The organism is Streptomyces sp. NPDC005485 (genome assembly GCF_040606085.1).
Lineage (GTDB): Bacteria > Actinomycetota > Actinomycetes > Streptomycetales > Streptomycetaceae > Streptomyces.
Genome location: NZ_JBEXDZ010000205.1, coordinates 1 through 15,130 on the forward strand (window position 1 = coordinate 1; position 15,130 = coordinate 15,130).

Sequence of the window (15,130 nt, forward strand, 5' to 3'; positions counted from 1 at the left end):
CACCGGCCGCACCTGACGGCCGGTGCCCCCGCCGCGGCCCCCCTCGACCACGTGGGGCCACGCGGCGGGCGCCTGTGCGGCCAGGTCGCGGGCCGCCTCGGCGCAGCCCGACGGCCCGAGGACCGTCGTACGGGTCAGCGGCAGCGTCCCCGAGTCGACCACGGCCCAGTCCGCGAACCGCTCGTGCAGCACCCCGGCGGCCAGCGCAGGCACCGCCGTCCGGTCCCCGGCCGGGGCGCTCACCAGCGCGGTGGTCATCGCGTCCACCAGATCCATCAGCGCCGTGTGCCGCGTCGTCTCGGTGAGGGTCGGGATCGGGCCGGTCCCGCTGTCGCCCGACGGCACCCGGGTACCCGCAGGCGCCAGCACCACCACGACGGCGTTGCGCTGCTCGCCACTGGGCCGCAGCGCGGCGAGCGTGGCCCGCACGGGCGAGGCGGGCCGCTGTTGGAGGTGGACCGTGAGGCTGCGGTCGCCCTCCCCGCGCGCGACCGCCGCGGCCTGGGAGCGGAACGCGGCCCGGTCGGCGTGCGCGAGGAACCCGGTCAGCGGACGCCCCGTCGCATACCCGGCGCGGACCCCGGTGAAGGAGGTCGCGGCGAAGTTCAGCCGACGTACGACCGTCTCGCGGTCCACCAGCGCCACCGGCACCGGCAGCCGCTGGAAGAGCGCCTTCAGCAGCTGCTGCTCCTGGCGGTCCTGGGGCGGGGAGACGCTGCCGGACGGACCGACCGAGGACAGCCGCTCGTACCACGGCCACAACTGGTCCGCCACATGGTCGAGTTCGAAGATCGCCGCGTCGAGCACGGTCGGGAGATCGTCGTTCGGTACGGACCGTGCGGCCTTGAGCTCTGCCACACGGCGCACGAAGTCCGCGAGTTCTTCACCGAATTCATCGGTCTGCGCCATGCGATGAACGTATCCCGAGCAGGGCATTCCCCGGGCGGCCGGGGTGGATCTCGTCGATGCCGTTTTCCGCGCTGTTTTCCGCGCAGGTGAAGGGGAAGGCGCATTCGGAAGGAGGAGTGAACCATGCCGGACACCCGACAACTCGGCCATCTGGGAACGCAATCACCGGAATCAACCCTTCCAGTGAGGAGGCTGTCGGAACTCGCCCGACAGGCCGCCCGCTGCACCACCGACTGCTGCGGCGCCAGCAGCATGGTCGCGGGGAGCGAGGGCCCTGACGACCGGCCCGCCGCGGTGACCCACCCCGATCTGGCCGGGCTCGTCTCGGTCCAGCTCCGCTCCGGCGACGGACCCATCCCCAGCGCACTGGAACGCGGCGAGCCCGTCGAAGCGATGGACCTGCTGCGGGACGAGCGCTGGCCCGAGTACCGCGCCGTCGCGCTCGACTCGGGCGTGCGTTCCAGCATCACGATGCCCTTCCGACGCTCGGGCCTCACCGTGACCCTCAGCCTCTACAGCTTCCGGCCCGGCACCCTGGAGGACGTTGCGCACGGCCCGGCCCGCGCGCTCGGCGACCTCGCCGCGTCCTGTCTGGTCCGCGACCGCTCCTACCGCGCCGCGCTCACCGAGCTGGACCAGATGGAGGCCGCGCTGCGCTCACGGCCCATCGTCGACCAGGCGTGCGGCATGGTCATGCACGTCCTGGGCTGCGACGCGGACGAGGCGTTCGCGGTGCTGCGCAGGATCTCGCAGGGCACCAACCGCAAACTGTCCGACGTCGCCTGCGCCGTCGTGGACCGGCGCGGCCACGGCCTGAAGAAGGAACTGGTCTCCCTGCACAACTGACCCCGCTCCGCCCGCACGACCTCGGCCGGTGACCGGGCGGTGTCACCCGCTCGGGCGTCTGTGTCCCGCGAATGGTGCCCGGCCGCGCGCGCCGCGCCCCCGGGCGGGCTGTGATGGTCGGGGGAGTCGGACGGCTTCCCGCCGAGACCCCCGGGGCGCGACGGCCGTGCCCCTTGGCAGCGCCCGGCCGAAGGAGCCCAGCCATGCGCCGTACCGCCCGTGTCCTGTCCGCCACCGCCCTGGCCGGTGCCGTCCTCGGCGTCGCCGCCCCGGCCGCGTCCGCGGATCCGGCCGCGGAGGTCAGCCCGAGTTCGGTCGCGCCGGGCGGTTCCGTCACGGTCTCCGTCTCGTGCGACGCGACCGGCGGCGCTCCGCCCGACTTCATCGACGCCACCTCGCAGGGTTTCGCGGACGGCAAGGTCCGGCTGAACCGGGTGGCCGGCGACAACGGCACGGCGGGCGGGGCGTCGTACAGCGGCACCGCGCGGATTCCGCCCGGCGGACAGGACGTGGGCGCGGACGCGGGAGCGGACGGCGGCCCCGAAGCGGTGGGGCCGGACGTCGTGGGGCCCGACACGGTGGGACCGGACGCCGTGGGGCCCGACGCGGTGGGGTCCGATGCGGGGCCGGACGGCGTCGGCCCCGAGGCCGTGGGGCCGGACGCGGTGGGGCCGGACGCCGTAGGGCCCGAAGCCGTGGGGCCCGGGGCCGAGTGGGGCGTCGACGGTGTCTGTCCCGTGGCACCCGGCGGGAAGCCGAAGCAGTGGACCGCCTCGTACACCGTGGACCGCGGCTCAGGACCCTCTCGCGGCCCCGCGGAGCTTCCCGTGGAACCTCCCGTCGGCGTCCAGCACGGCGTCCGCGGCGGTACGGGCGGCGCGTTCACACGGTCGCTCCCGGCGCTCATCACCGGAGGCGTCCTGGTGGCGGGCGCGTGCGGTGCCGCCGTGTACCGGGTACGGCGCAGGGGTCCCTCGGCCGACGGCTGACGCCGTGACGGGTACCACCCGGGCGGGTGCCCATGGCAGGGCGCATCGCGGGGTACTCGAAGCCCGAGGGCTTGATCGGCGCCGTACGACCCGGTGCGGACTCGGCACCGACAGCACGATCGGCGGCACCGCCGGACACGCATGACAGGGCACGGCACCACGGACTGCGCGGAGGCGTGAATGCGGAGGACGGACACCGAAGGGCACGGTCCGGTCCGCTACGGTCCCCCCTTCCCCGACCAGGGGCTCCCCGTCCTGCCCGACCTCGCCGCGGTGCTCGCCGCCACCGCGCACCGCACGGACCTCGCGCCCACCGGCGGCGGGTCCACGCTCCTCGACGCCGCCTGCGGCTACTGGGCCCGGCGCGGTATGGCCGCCGAACCCGACCGCGTGGCCGCCGCACCCGGCGCGCCCGTGCTGCTGCTCGCCCTGACCGGCGCCCTCGGGGGCGATGTCCTGGTGCCGCGCCCGTGCGCCGCGTGGTGGGCGCCGCAGGCACGCCTGTTGGGAAGATCCGTGTACCACGTGGCGACGCCCGCCGAGAGCGGCGGCGTCCCGGATCCGTACGCCCTCCTGGAGACCGTCCGCCGGGTCCGCGCCGAGGGCGGCGACCCACGTCTGCTCGTGCTCTCCGTCGCCGACGACCCCACCGCCACGGTCGCACCGCCCGAGCTGGTCCACGAGACGGTCGAGGTCGCCGCCGCCGAGGGACTGCACCTGGTCAGTGACGAGACCTGGCGCGACACCCTGCACCGGCCGCACGACACCGTGCTGCTCAGCCCCGCCGAGATGCTCCCCGACCGGGTCACCGTCGTCACCGACCTCTCCGGGGCCTTCCTGCCGGCCGGCTGGCCCGCCGCGATCGCCCGCTTCCCCGCCACCGCGGACGGCACCCGGCTGCGCGCCCGCGTCCTCGACGTCCTCACCGTGCTCGGTGCCCGGGTCGCCGAACCCGTGGCCGCGACCGCCGCGTACGCGCTCGACGAACCCGACACGGTCACCGCGCGGCTCACGTCCGCCGTGCGCCTGCACGCGCGCGTGGCCGACGCCGCGCACGGCGCGGTCCTCGCCGCGGGCGCCGTCGCCCGGCCCCCGCAGGCCGGGCGGCACCTCTACGTGGACCTCGGACCGCTGCGCCAGGCGCTCGCCGGGCACGGCGTCGGGGACGCGCAGGAACTGGAGGAGTTCCTCACCGCACGCCTGGGCATGCCCGCGCCAGGCGGCCACCGCTTCGGCGACGACCTGGAAGCGCTGCGGGTACGCCTGTCCACCGGCCCGCTGCTCGGCGACACGGCCGAGGAGCGGGCCGCATGCCTCGGTTCACCCGCACCGCTGGAACTGCCACATGCGCAACGCGCGTTGACCCTCTTGGGATCGGTCTTCGACGATCTCCGCGACGACGCTCGGCGATGGGAGCCTCCTCGATGACGCAGCAGTCCGAGTCGACCACAACCACAACCACGAGCACGACTTCGACCGCGAGCACGAGTCCGGACATGAGCGGGGGTACGGCCGCACGGGACGCCGCCGATCCGGCGTTCTCGCCGGCCGGGGCGCAGGCCCGCACCCGCGCCCCGGCCGTCCGTCCGCCCGCCTTCCCGCCCCTCGACCGCCTCGATCCGCTCGGCCCCGACACCGGGGTGGCCGAGCCCCGGCCGCTCGGTGAGCCCCGGCGGTGGCCGCGTTCGTTCGCCGGGCGGCTCACCGCACCGCTGCCCGGGGTCAAGGGCTTTGCGCGGTTCGCCCGGGAGGGCGCGGTGCGGCCGGGAGCCGAAGGGCTCGCCGACATCCCGCTGCTGCCCTTCGAGCCGGCGCCGCTGCCCCGGGTGGACGCGCGCACGGTCGCCGTCTCCTGGGCGGGGCACGCGAGCTGGGTCATCCGCATCGGCGGGCTCACCGTCCTCACCGACCCGGTGTGGTCGCGCCGGATCCTCGGCACACCGGCCCGGATCACCCCAGTGGGCGTGGCCTGGAGCGCGCTGCCGCGCGTCGACGCGGTCGTCATCAGCCACAACCACTACGACCACCTGGACGCGCCCACCCTGCGCCGACTCCCGCGCGACACCCCGGTGTTCGTGCCTGCCGGGCTCGCGCGCTGGTTCCGGCGCCGCCGCTTCACCCGGGTCACCGAGCTGGACTGGTGGGAGGGGGCCGAACTGGACGGCGTACGCCTGGACTTCGTTCCCGCGCACCACTGGTCCAAGCGGGGCCTCCTCGACACCTGCCGCACGCTGTGGGGCGGCTGGGTGCTGACCGCGCGCGACGGACAACGGGTGTACTTCGCGGGCGACACGGGCTACGGACACTGGTTCTCGCGCATCGGCCGCCGGTACCCGGGGATCGACCTGGCGCTGCTGCCGATCGGCGCGTACGACCCGCGCTGGTGGCTCAGCGACGTGCACTGCGACCCCGAGGAGGCGGTCCGCGCCGCGCAGGACCTCGGCGCCCACCGGATGGCCCCCATGCACTGGGCCACGTTCGTGCTCTCCGCCGAGCCCGTGCTGGAACCGCTGATCCGGGTGCGGGCCGCCTGGGAGAAGGCAGGGCTCGCCCGCGAGGACCTGTGGGACCTGCCGGTAGGGGCGTCACGGATCCTGGAGTGAGGCGTGCCGGGCTCCTACGCGGCCGGCCTGCGCACCCTGCGCCACACGCTCGGCGCGATGCTGATCCCCAGGGTCAGCGCCACCGCCGCGACCACGCCCTCCCACGGCTCCTCGAAGAGGGAGCCGCCGAGGATGCCGATGAGCTGGTAGGTCACGGCCCAGGCCAGACAGGCGGGGACGTCGCCGCGGGCGAAGGTGCGCAGCGGCATCCTCGCCATCAGACAGGCCAGCATCACCGGGATACGGCCCGCGGGCACGAGCCGGGACAGCACGAGAACGGCGACGCCGTGGTCGCTCAGCTTGCTCTGCGCCTGGGCGAGCCGGTCCTCGGGCGCCCGGTCGCGAAGCCTCTCCAGCCAGCGCGAGCCGTTCCTGGACCGCATCCCGCGCTTCCCCAGCCAGTACAGGGCGACATCCCCGAGGAACGCGGCGAGCGAAGCGGTCGCAAAGACGAGCAGCAGAGAGAACGGCGCCGTCTGGTGAAACGCCACCACCGCCGCCGAACTGACCAGCGCCCCCGTCGGCACGACGGGCACCAGCGCCCCGATCAGCACCAGCACGAACAACGTCGGATACCCGATCGCCTGCTGAGTCGACTCCGGCGACACACTCGCCCCGGCGGCGGCCAGAAGATTCACCGGGTGGCCTCCGGACGGGCCGTTTCACCATGCGCGAGGCGGTGGACGGTGACCTCCGGGGCGTGTTCGGCGGCCAGGCGCACGAACTCGTCGCCCGGCGCGTGGAATTCGTGGGGGCGCACGGCGTCCATGCCGATCGGCCAGAACGTGCCGTAGTGCACCGGCACGGCGACGGCCGGCGCGAGTCGGGCGAGCGCCTGCGCGGCGCGGCCCGCGTCGAGGTGTCCCTCGCCGAGGTAGGGCCCCCACCCGCCCACCGGCAGCAGTGCCACGTCGACGGTCCCGACCTCCTCGGCCATCGACTCGAACAGCCCGGTGTCCCCGGCGAAGTACGTGCGCGCCTCGCCCTCGACGACGTACCCGACGGCGGGTGAACGATGCGGTCCGACCGGCAGCCGTCGCCCGTCGTGCCGCGCCGACACGGTGCGTACGACCAGGTCACCGACGGGTGTCCGGTCCCCGGGCGCCACCTCGGTGAACCGGAGATGCTCCAGCCGGCGCAGCCCCGGCACCGCGCGCAGGGCCCCGCGCGGCACCAGTACCCGGGTGCCCGGAGCGAGCTGTGCCAGTGACGGCAGATGCAGATGGTCGGCGTGCAGATGCGAGACGAGGGCGACATCGGCGACCGCGGCCTCGGGCGGGGGCGGCGCCCCCCGGCGCCGGCGCAGATGCGCGAGCCGGCGCGCGAAGAGCGGGTCCGTCAGCACGCGCGTGCCGGAGTCCTCGACCGTGCAGGTGGCGTGACCCCACCAGGTGATCTCCACCGGCACCTCTTTGCCTCCTTCGCGCGACTCCCCCCGAGCCTACGGGCAGGAGTAGGGTCGGCGGCGAAACCCGGAGGTGAGGGGGACGCCATGGGAAACGTGCGGAGTGCCTCCGGCATGCACAGCGCCGACTTCTCGGCCGCGGTCGAAGCGGAGGGAGTCCCACCGGTGCGCGTCACGGCGATCGCCAGCCTGACGCCGCTGGAGGAGCTGGACGCCGACCCCTTCCTCGTCGACTCCCGCAGCCAGCACGCGATGTGCGCCCACTGGGCCGCCGAGCGCGGCTACGTGATCACCCGGGAACTCCTCGTCCGGGGCCTGCGCCCCGACCACTGCGCCCTGTGGAACGACGTCGAGGCGGGCCTCGTAGACCTGTTCGTCGCGCCCAGCCGACGGGTCCTGGAGCGCGCCCTCGCCTCCGTCGACGAGTTCACCGCCGAGTGCGCGCGCCGGGGCGTACGGATCGAGACGGTCGGCTCCGCGGAACCCTCGTACGACGCCCAGATGAAGGCCCGCGTCCACCGCCGTCTGTCGATGCCGACCGCGGGCTACGACGGCCGCTGAGCTCCCGTGCCGCCCCGGTGACGAACGGCCTCGCCCACCCGTTGTGACAGGGTGGGAGCAGGCCGGACGGGCCGGGACGAGAGGTGCGCGGGGCGTGGGTGGAACGCGGTGGGGGACGATTCTGAGCGGGGTGTGGCGGAGCATCGCCGTGTGGGCGGTGTCCACGGTCACGATGCTCGTCCTCGCCGGCGCGCTGCCCGACTTCCAGATCCAGTCCGACGACGGCGACAGCGCCACCCGCATCGCCGTCACGGCGGCGGCCGGCGCGGGCGTCTTCGGTCTGCTGTCCTCCCTGGTGTGGCCGCTCCTCGTCCGGGCCCTGCTCCTCGTACCGGCCGTGGTGCTCGGACTGCTCGTGTTCTTCCTCAACGGCTCCCTCCTGCTGATCGCCCTGCGCGTCAACCCGTCCGGCCGCGGTGAGGCCGCCCCCGAGACCGCCGTCGTGGTCGCGGCCGTCATGTCCGCCGTCGCCTCGGCCACCGGCGCCGCCCTGGCCGTACGGGACGACGATGCCTACCGGCGCAGGCTGTACCGGCTCGCGGACCGGCGGCGCAGACGCGCCGCCGGGCGGCCCGGCCCCGCGACGCCGGGCGTCGTCTTCCTCCAGCTCGACGGCGTCGGCCACGACGTCCTGGAGGAGGCCGTGGCCAAGGGGCTGATGCCGACCGTGGCGGGCTGGCTGGAGGCGGGGCGCGACGGCGGCCGGGGGCCGACCCACCGGCTCACCCCCTGGCGCACCGACTGGTCCAGCCAGACCGGCGCGAGCCAGCTCGGCATCCTGCACGGCACCAACCACGACATCCCCGCCTTCCGCTGGTACGAGAAGGACACCCGGGAGGTCATGGTCTGCAACCGCCCCACCAGCGCCGCCGAACTGCAGCGCCGGGCCATCGAGCACACCGGCGACGGCGGCCTGCTCACCGTCGACGGCGCCAGCCGCGGCAACCTCTTCAGCGGCGGCGCCGACCAACTCGCCCTGGTGCTCTCCATCGCCGCGCGCAGGGGCCGGGAGAACCGCTCCCGGGCGGGCTACTTCGCCTACTTCTCCGACCCCGCCAACGCCGTGCGCACGGCCATGTCCCTCGTCGCGGAGGTCTTCCGGGAGATCGGCCAGTCCACCCGCTCCCGGCTCGGCAGACAGCGGCCGCGCATCAAACGCGGCGGCCTCTACCCCTTCATCAGGGCCTTCGCGACCGTCGTCGAGCGGGACGTCGTCGTCGCCGCGGTGATCGGGGACATGCTCGCTGGACGCAACGCCGTCTACGCCGACCTGGTCGCCTACGACGAGGTGGCGCACCACTCCGGGCCGCGCGGCCGGGACACCGAGAAGGTCCTCGAACGGCTCGACCGGTCGCTGGCACTGATCGCGAAGGTCGCCGAGCACGCCCCGCGCGCGTACCGGATCGTGGTGCTCTCCGACCACGGGCAGAGTCCCGGCGAGACCTTCCTGACCCGCTATGGACTGACCCTCGGCAACCTGGTCCGCGCGGGCTGCGGGCTGCCCGTGCCGCGCCGGGTGCGGCGCACCCACAGCGGCGCCGAGGCCCGCGCCGCGGTACGGGCCGCGTTGCGCAGGCCCGTCGAGGAGGGCGGCGAACACCACCGCCCCTCCCGCCGCAGCTCGGAGCCCATCGTGCTGGCCTCCGGCAACCTCGGGCTCGTCTCCTTCCCCGACGTGCCGCATCGGATGAGCCGCGAGGAGATCGACCGGCGCCACCCCGCGCTGCTGACCACGCTCGCCAACCACCCCGGCGTCGGCTTCGTCCTCGTGCGCAGCCAGGAGCACGGCGGGCTCGTCCTCGGTGCGAACGGAGCGGAGGTGCCGGTGGACGAGGCGAGCGACGAACACCCGGGCCCGCTCGCCGACTTCGGGCCGGGCGCCGCCGACGCCGTACGCCGCACGCACGGCTTCCCGCACACCGCCGACATCATGGTCAACTCCTGGTACGACCCGGCGGAGGGCGAAGTCCTCGCCTTCGAGGAGCAGATCGGCTCGCACGGCGGGCTCGGCGGGGCGCAGGGGCGCCCCTTCCTGCTCTCCCCGGTGGCCTTCTCCGAGCCCGTCGAGGACGGCGCCGAACTGGCCGGAGCGGAGCAGGTGCACCAGGTGCTGCGGCGGTGGCTGCGCGAGTGCGACGGACCCCAGGTGCCGCTGGCGCCGCAGCTCCCGGACGAGAGCGAGCGCGCCGCCTGAGGAGGGGCCGCCCGAAAATCAGCTGCGCCCGCTGATCGTGACGCACACACTGTTCGCACCGGCCCCGCGCACCCGCGCGGCCTTCTCGAACACTGCGAACACTCCCAAGGAGCCCCTGCCTTGCAGGCTGTCGTCACCGTCACCCCCGCCCGTATACCGGAGCTGCTGCTCGGTCTCGCGACCGTGCGGCCGGTCTTCCTCTGGGGCGCCCCCGGCATCGGAAAGTCCTCCCTGGTCAGGGAGTTCGCCGAGTCGCTGGGCCTGGAGTGCGTGAGCCTGCTCGGGACGCAGCTGGCTCCCGAGGACCTCATCGGCGTCCCGCAGATCCGCGACGGACGCTCGGTGTTCTGCCCGCCCGAGGCGATCGCCCGCGACGAGCCCTACTGCCTGTTCCTGGACGAGCTGAACGCGGCGACCCCGGATGTGCAGAAGGCGTTCTACTCGCTGATCCTGGACCGCCGGATCGGCAACTACGAGCTGCCGCACGGCTCGATCGTGATCGGCGCCGGCAACCGCGCGACGGACAACGCGCTGGCGCGCCCGATCGCCTCGGCGCTGGTCAACCGTCTCGCCCACGTCCACCTGGAGGCCTCGCCGACCGACTGGCTGGCCTGGGCCGGGGGCAACGGCATCCACCCCTGGATCACCGACTACCTCACCGACCGCCCCCACCACCTCTGGTCGAAGCCGCCCAAGACGGAGGAGCCCTTCTCCACGCCGCGCTCCTGGCACATGCTCTCCGACGCGCTGCACTCCTTCGGACCGACCCTCGACGAGGCGACCCTGAAGGTGATCGCGCACGGCACGCTGACCCCGGCGCACGCCGTGGCCTTCTGCGGCTACGTCAAGATCGTCCGCAGCCAGTACGGCATCGAGGCCATCCTCAAGGGCGACGCCCGCTGGCCGCACCGCGTCCAGGACCGCGACCTGCTCTACTACCTCGCCGAGTCCTTCCGCGGCCGCCTGGTCAAGGAGCTGCCCGCCGCCAAGGAGCACGCCTCGCCGTCCGTGCGGCAGACCGCGTACCGCGCCAAGTCGCTGCTGGTGCAGCTCGCCGAGATCTCCGTCGAGGTCGCCCAGACCGTCATCGCGGACGACCCCGACGGCAACCCGGTGCTGCCCGCCTGGTTCCTGATCGAGGCCGCCCGCGACATGCCGCGCCTGGTGGAAGCCCGCCAGTGAGCCGTACCAAGCACGGCAAGCAGGAGGCCAAGCCCGACCCGGCAACGGAGGCCTACCTCAAGGGACTTGCCATGGTGCACGGCAACCCCGCCCTCGACGCCCTGGAAGCCTCCTTCTGCCGCAACAGCTGTAAAACGGCGCCCCCGAACGGCTGGGCGTGCGTCGACTCCGACGGCTGGGTGCATGTCCACCCCACCCGCCGGGCCGAACCCGCCGAGTGGGCCTGGGCGTTGGCGCACTGCCTGCTCCACCTCGGCTTCGGGCACGTCCCGGCGGCGAAGGGGCGCCGCACGCAGCCCGACCGCTTCGAACTCGCCGCCCGCTGCGTCGTCGTCCACCGCTTCCAGCAGACCTTCCCGGTCGGGCGCCCGCCGGACGGGCTGCCGCTCGCCTTCCCCGGCGGCGACGAGGAGCAACTGGCCGCGCGCTGGCGGCGCGACGGCATCCCGCCCGAGTACGAGCACTGCGGCGCCGGCGGCACCTCGACCGACCAGCTCCTGGAGCCGTGGCAGGAGTACCTCGGGCCGGTCAAGGACTGGCAGACCGTCTTCGCGCACGCCCTCACCCGCACCGTCTCGGCCGCCATGGACGTCGCGGGCGGCCGCCGCGAGGAACTCAAGGGCGCCCGCACGCAGTTGCGCCCCTGGGAGCGCGCCCTGAGCTGGTTCGTGTCCTCCTACCCGCTGCTCGGCGGCATCGCAGCCGGCATGACACTGGTCGCCGACGCCGAACTCGCCCGCGCCCACGACATCGCCGTGGCCGCCGTCAACGCCGAGGCGGGGGAGATCTACGTCAACCCGCTGCTGAGCCACACCGACGAGGAGTGGCGGTTCATCCTCGGTCACGAGATGCTGCACGCCGCGCTGCGGCACAGCGAGCGCCGCGGCCACCGCGACCCCTACCTCTTCAACGTCGCCGCCGACTACGTGATCAACGGCTGGCTGCGCGAGATGCGCGTCGGCGAGATGCCCGAAGGGCTGCTGTACGACCCCGAGTTGAGCGGTCTGTCCACCGAGGAGGTCTACGACCGCATCGCCGGCGACCTGCGCCGGCAGCGCCGTCTCGCCACCCTGCGCGGCAAGGGCCGCGGCGACATCCTCGGCGAACCCCTGCCGCACAGCCGCGCCCCGGCCGGATACGTCGACCTCGACGAGTTCTACCGGCGCGGCCTGGTCCAGGGACAGGAGCTGCACTCCCGCCAGGACCGCGGCCTGCTGCCCGCCGGGCTGATCGAGGAGATCCGCGCCCTCGCCCACCCGCCCGTGCCGTGGGACGCCCAACTCGCGCGCTGGTTCGACGAGTTCGTGCCCCGCCCGGAGCCGGTGCGGACGTATGCGCGCCCGTCCCGCAGGCAGTCCTCCACCCCGGGCATCCCGCGCGCCGGACGGTACTTCCCGCCCGAGGAGATCGCCCGCTGCACGTTCGGCGTCGTCCTCGACACCTCCGGCTCCATGGGCCGGGTCCTGCTCGGCAAGGCGCTGGGCGCCATCGCCTCGTACGCCGAGGCACGCGACGTGCCGGCCGCGCGCGTCGTCTTCTGCGACGCCGCGCCGCACGACGCGGGCTACCTGCCGGTCACCGAGATCGCCGGACGCGTGCGGGTGCACGGGCGCGGCGGCACCGTCCTGCAGCCCGGCATCGACCTGCTGCACCGCGCCGACGACTTCCCGCGCGGCGCACCCCTGCTGGTGATCACGGACGGTGACTGCGATGTGCTGCGGGTACGGCGCGAGCACGCGTACCTGATCCCGCAGGGCGCACGGCTGCCCTTCACCGCGCGTGGACCCGTCTTCCGGGTGCGCTGAGGCAAGGTGTGATCGGATGGGACCACGGACCCGGTCAACGGGCTCATACCGAAGGGATACATCGTGGCTACCACGCGCACCGCACACACGGTCTGGGAAGGCGAGCTCCTCAAGGGCAGCGGAACCGTCACCTTCGACTCCTCCGGCATCGGGTCGCAGCCGGTCTCGTGGCCCTCGCGAGCCGAGGCGGCGAACGGCAAGACCAGCCCCGAGGAGCTGATCGCGGGCGCCCACTCCAGCTGCTACTCCATGGCCCTCTCGCACGGCCTGACCGGTGCGGGAAACCCGCCGACCAGGCTGGAGACGAAGGCCGACGTCACCTTCCAGCCCGGCGAGGGCATCACCGGCATCCACCTCACCGTGCGCGGCGAGGTCCCCGGATTGGACGCAGACGCCTTCCAGGCGGCGGCCGAGGACGCCAAGAAGAACTGCCCGGTGAGCCAGGCGCTCACCGGCACGACGATCACCCTCACGGCCGAGCTGGTCTGACGCCCGTAGGCGATCCGGTGCCGCGCCCCGCGGAAAGGGCGCGGCATCGTCATGTCCGGGCCCGCCGGGGGCACCCGTCCCATTGACAAGCAGGAACGCACGTTTTGTGCTGGAGAGCGGGAAGAGCCCTGGCGGAAGGGGACGGACATGGCACGTGCGGTCGGGATCGATCTCGGGACCACGAACTCGGTGGTGGCGGTCCTGGAAGGCGGTGACCCCACCGTCGTCGCCAACGCCGAGGGCGCGCGCACCACACCCTCCGTGGTCGCCTTCGCGAAGAACGGCGAGGTCCTCGTCGGCGAGGTCGCCAAACGGCAGGCCGTCACGAACATCGAGCGCACCGCCCGGTCCGTCAAGCGCCACATGGGCGACGGGCCCTGGCGCTTCCCCGAGGAGGGCTCCGTCGACGGCACGCGCTACCGCGCTCAGGAACTGTCGGCGCGGGTGCTGCAGAAGCTCAAGCGGGACGCCGAGTCGTACCTCGGCGAGGACGTCACGGACGCCGTGATCACCGTGCCCGCCTACTTCGACGACGCCCAGCGCCAGGCCACCAAGGAGGCCGGCGAGATCGCGGGCCTGAAGGTCCTCAGGATCATCAACGAGCCGACGGCCGCCGCCCTCGCCTACGGCCTCGACCGCGGCGAGGAGCAGACCGTGCTCGTCTTCGACCTGGGCGGCGGCACGTTCGACGTCTCGCTCCTGGAGATCGGCGACGGCGTCATCGAGGTCAAGGCGACCAACGGCGACACGCAACTCGGCGGCGACGACTGGGACCAGCGGATCGTCGACCACCTCGTGAAGGGCTTCAAGGGCTCGTACGGCATCGACCTCGCGGGCGACAAGATGGCGGTGCAGCGGCTGCGCGAGGGCGCCGAGAAGGCGAAGATCGAGCTGTCCAGCTCCTCCGAGACCACCGTCAACCTGCCCTACATCACCGCCACCGCCGAGGGCCCGCTGCACCTGGACGAGAAGCTGACGCGAGCTCAGTTCCAGGAGCTGACCCACGACTTGCTCGACCGCTGCAAGACCCCCTTCCACCAGGCGGTCAAGGACGCGGGCGTGAAGCTCTCCGACATCGACCATGTGATCCTGGTCGGCGGCTCCACCCGGATGCCCGCCGTCACCGAACTGGTCAAGGAACTCACCGGCAAGGACCCGCACAAGGGCGTGAACCCGGACGAGGTCGTGGCCGTCGGCGCGGCCCTCCAGGCGGGTGTCATCCGCGGCGACGTGAAGGACGTCCTGCTGCTCGACGTCACCCCGCTGTCCCTGGGCATCGAGACCAAGGGCGGCATCATGACGAAGCTCATCGAGCGCAACACGACGATCCCGACCCGGCGTTCGGAGATCTTCACGACGGCCACCGACAACCAGCCCTCCGTCGGCATCCAGGTCTACCAGGGCGAGCGCGAGATCGCCGCGTACAACAAGAAGCTCGGCGTCTTCGACCTCACCGGGCTGCCGCCCGCCGCGCGCGGGGTGCCGCAGATCGAGGTCGCCTTCGACATCGACGCCAACGGGATCATGCATGTCTCGGCGAAGGACCTCGCGACCGGACGCGAGCAGAAGATGACCGTCACCGGCGGCTCGGCGCTGCCGAAGGACGACATCGACCGCATGATGCGGGAGGCCGAGCAGTACGCGGACGAGGACCGCAAACGCCGCGAGGCGGCCGAGACCCGCAACCAGGCCGAGCAACTCGTCTACCAGACCGAGAAGTTCGTCCGCGAGAACGGCGACAAAGTCGCACCGGAGACGAGGAGCGAGGTCGAGTCCGCCGTCGCCGGGCTGAAGACGCTCCTGGAGCAGAACGCCGAGACACCCGCCCTGCGCACCGGCGTCGACAAGCTGCTCTCCGTCAGCCAGCGGATGGGCCAGGAGATGTACGCCCAGGCACAGCAGTCACCCACGGCGGACGCCGGGCAGCACACCGCACCGCAGGACGAGCCGGCCGCCACCCCGCAGGACGAGGAGGGCGTCGTCGACGCGGAGATCGTCGACGACGACAAGGACGCGAAGGGCGGCACCCCCTAGGGGGTGTTTTGAAAGTCGCGCACAGCACCCACGGCGCCCGGCACGCACCCTCGCCGCACCGGCCGAAGCCCCAAGTACGTCCAGTACGAGGGCCTTCGTCCGGCACGCCGAGG

The 15,130-nt window shown here is 73.4% G+C and carries 13 protein-coding genes; 10 read left to right on the top strand and 3 right to left on the bottom strand.

Going from position 1 to position 15,130, the window contains the following annotated elements:
* Window positions 1–909, bottom strand: a 909-nt coding sequence (locus tag ABZS97_RS39640) for a PAS domain-containing protein (protein WP_356146907.1), incomplete at its 3' end; no start/stop codon positions are given.
* Window positions 910–1,032: 123 nt separating this feature from the next.
* Between ABZS97_RS39640 and ABZS97_RS39645 the strand changes: the two genes are divergently transcribed.
* The 4 genes from ABZS97_RS39645 (at window position 1,033) to ABZS97_RS39660 (ending at window position 5,347) form a co-directional block, all read left to right on the top strand.
* The gene (locus ABZS97_RS39645; protein WP_356146910.1) at window positions 1,033–1,755 is read left to right on the top strand and encodes an ANTAR domain-containing protein; all 723 of its coding nucleotides are present in this window, start codon (window positions 1,033–1,035) and stop codon (window positions 1,753–1,755) included.
* A gap of 203 nt (window positions 1,756–1,958) precedes the next feature.
* Window positions 1,959–2,744, top strand: coding sequence for a hypothetical protein (locus ABZS97_RS39650; RefSeq protein ID WP_356146914.1), 786 nt, complete (start codon window positions 1,959–1,961; stop codon window positions 2,742–2,744).
* Window positions 2,745–2,924: 180 nt separating this feature from the next.
* Window positions 2,925–4,172: an aminotransferase class I/II-fold pyridoxal phosphate-dependent enzyme gene (locus tag ABZS97_RS39655; RefSeq protein ID WP_356146916.1), complete on the top strand. Its 1,248-nt coding sequence runs from the start codon at window positions 2,925–2,927 to the stop codon at window positions 4,170–4,172.
* A complete protein-coding gene (locus ABZS97_RS39660) occupies window positions 4,169–5,347 on the top strand; it encodes an MBL fold metallo-hydrolase (protein ID WP_356146919.1) in 1,179 nt (392 codons plus the stop codon). The genes ABZS97_RS39655 and ABZS97_RS39660 overlap by 4 nt, the downstream gene beginning before the upstream one ends.
* A gap of 14 nt (window positions 5,348–5,361) precedes the next feature.
* Here the strand turns inward: ABZS97_RS39660 and ABZS97_RS39665 are convergent, their stop codons facing one another.
* Window positions 5,362–5,985, bottom strand: a complete 624-nt coding sequence (locus ABZS97_RS39665; protein WP_356146922.1) for a DedA family protein — start codon at window positions 5,983–5,985, stop codon at window positions 5,362–5,364.
* On the bottom strand, window positions 5,982–6,755 hold the full coding sequence (locus tag ABZS97_RS39670; protein WP_356146925.1) for an MBL fold metallo-hydrolase: 774 nt from the start codon (window positions 6,753–6,755) through the stop codon (window positions 5,982–5,984). Before ABZS97_RS39670 ends, ABZS97_RS39665 begins: the two co-directional genes overlap by 4 nt.
* A 111-nt stretch (window positions 6,756–6,866) precedes the next feature.
* Here ABZS97_RS39670 and ABZS97_RS39675 point away from each other — a divergent pair, with 111 nt between their 5' ends.
* From ABZS97_RS39675 to dnaK, 6 genes are all read left to right on the top strand, one after another.
* A complete protein-coding gene (locus ABZS97_RS39675; RefSeq protein ID WP_356146947.1) occupies window positions 6,867–7,313 on the top strand; it encodes a hypothetical protein in 447 nt (148 codons plus the stop codon).
* Window positions 7,314–7,407: 94 nt separating this feature from the next.
* Window positions 7,408–9,507 carry a phage holin family protein gene (locus ABZS97_RS39680; RefSeq protein WP_356146928.1) on the top strand — a complete coding sequence of 700 codons (2,100 nt, stop codon included), beginning with the start codon at window positions 7,408–7,410 and terminating at the stop codon, window positions 9,505–9,507.
* A 120-nt stretch (window positions 9,508–9,627) separates the two neighbouring features.
* Window positions 9,628–10,689, top strand: coding sequence for a MoxR family ATPase (locus ABZS97_RS39685; RefSeq protein ID WP_356146931.1), 1,062 nt, complete (start codon window positions 9,628–9,630; stop codon window positions 10,687–10,689).
* Window positions 10,686–12,494 (top strand): hypothetical protein, encoded by a 1,809-nt coding sequence (locus ABZS97_RS39690; RefSeq protein ID WP_356146934.1) that lies wholly within the window; start codon window positions 10,686–10,688, stop codon window positions 12,492–12,494. Before ABZS97_RS39685 ends, ABZS97_RS39690 begins: the two co-directional genes overlap by 4 nt.
* A 63-nt stretch (window positions 12,495–12,557) precedes the next feature.
* Entirely contained in the window at window positions 12,558–12,983 is a 426-nt protein-coding gene (locus ABZS97_RS39695) for an OsmC family protein (protein ID WP_356146939.1), read from the top strand.
* Between the two features lie 147 nt (window positions 12,984–13,130).
* Window positions 13,131–15,017: a molecular chaperone DnaK gene (dnaK, locus tag ABZS97_RS39700; RefSeq protein WP_356146944.1), complete on the top strand. Its 1,887-nt coding sequence runs from the start codon at window positions 13,131–13,133 to the stop codon at window positions 15,015–15,017.
* Window positions 15,018–15,130: the final 113 nt, after the last annotated feature.

What these genes read in the sequence shown, in the direction of transcription:
- ABZS97_RS39645 (WP_356146910.1), top strand. Translation starts at nt 1,033, where the DNA reads ATGCCGGACACCCGACAACTCGGCCATCTGGGAACGCAATCACCGGAA.
- ABZS97_RS39650 (WP_356146914.1), top strand. Translation starts at nt 1,959, where the DNA reads ATGCGCCGTACCGCCCGTGTCCTGTCCGCCACCGCCCTGGCCGGTGCC.
- ABZS97_RS39655 (WP_356146916.1), top strand. Translation starts at nt 2,925, where the DNA reads ATGCGGAGGACGGACACCGAAGGGCACGGTCCGGTCCGCTACGGTCCC.
- ABZS97_RS39660 (WP_356146919.1), top strand. Translation starts at nt 4,169, where the DNA reads ATGACGCAGCAGTCCGAGTCGACCACAACCACAACCACGAGCACGACT.
- ABZS97_RS39675 (WP_356146947.1), top strand. Translation starts at nt 6,867, where the DNA reads ATGCACAGCGCCGACTTCTCGGCCGCGGTCGAAGCGGAGGGAGTCCCA.
- dnaK (WP_356146944.1), top strand. Translation starts at nt 13,131, where the DNA reads ATGGCACGTGCGGTCGGGATCGATCTCGGGACCACGAACTCGGTGGTG.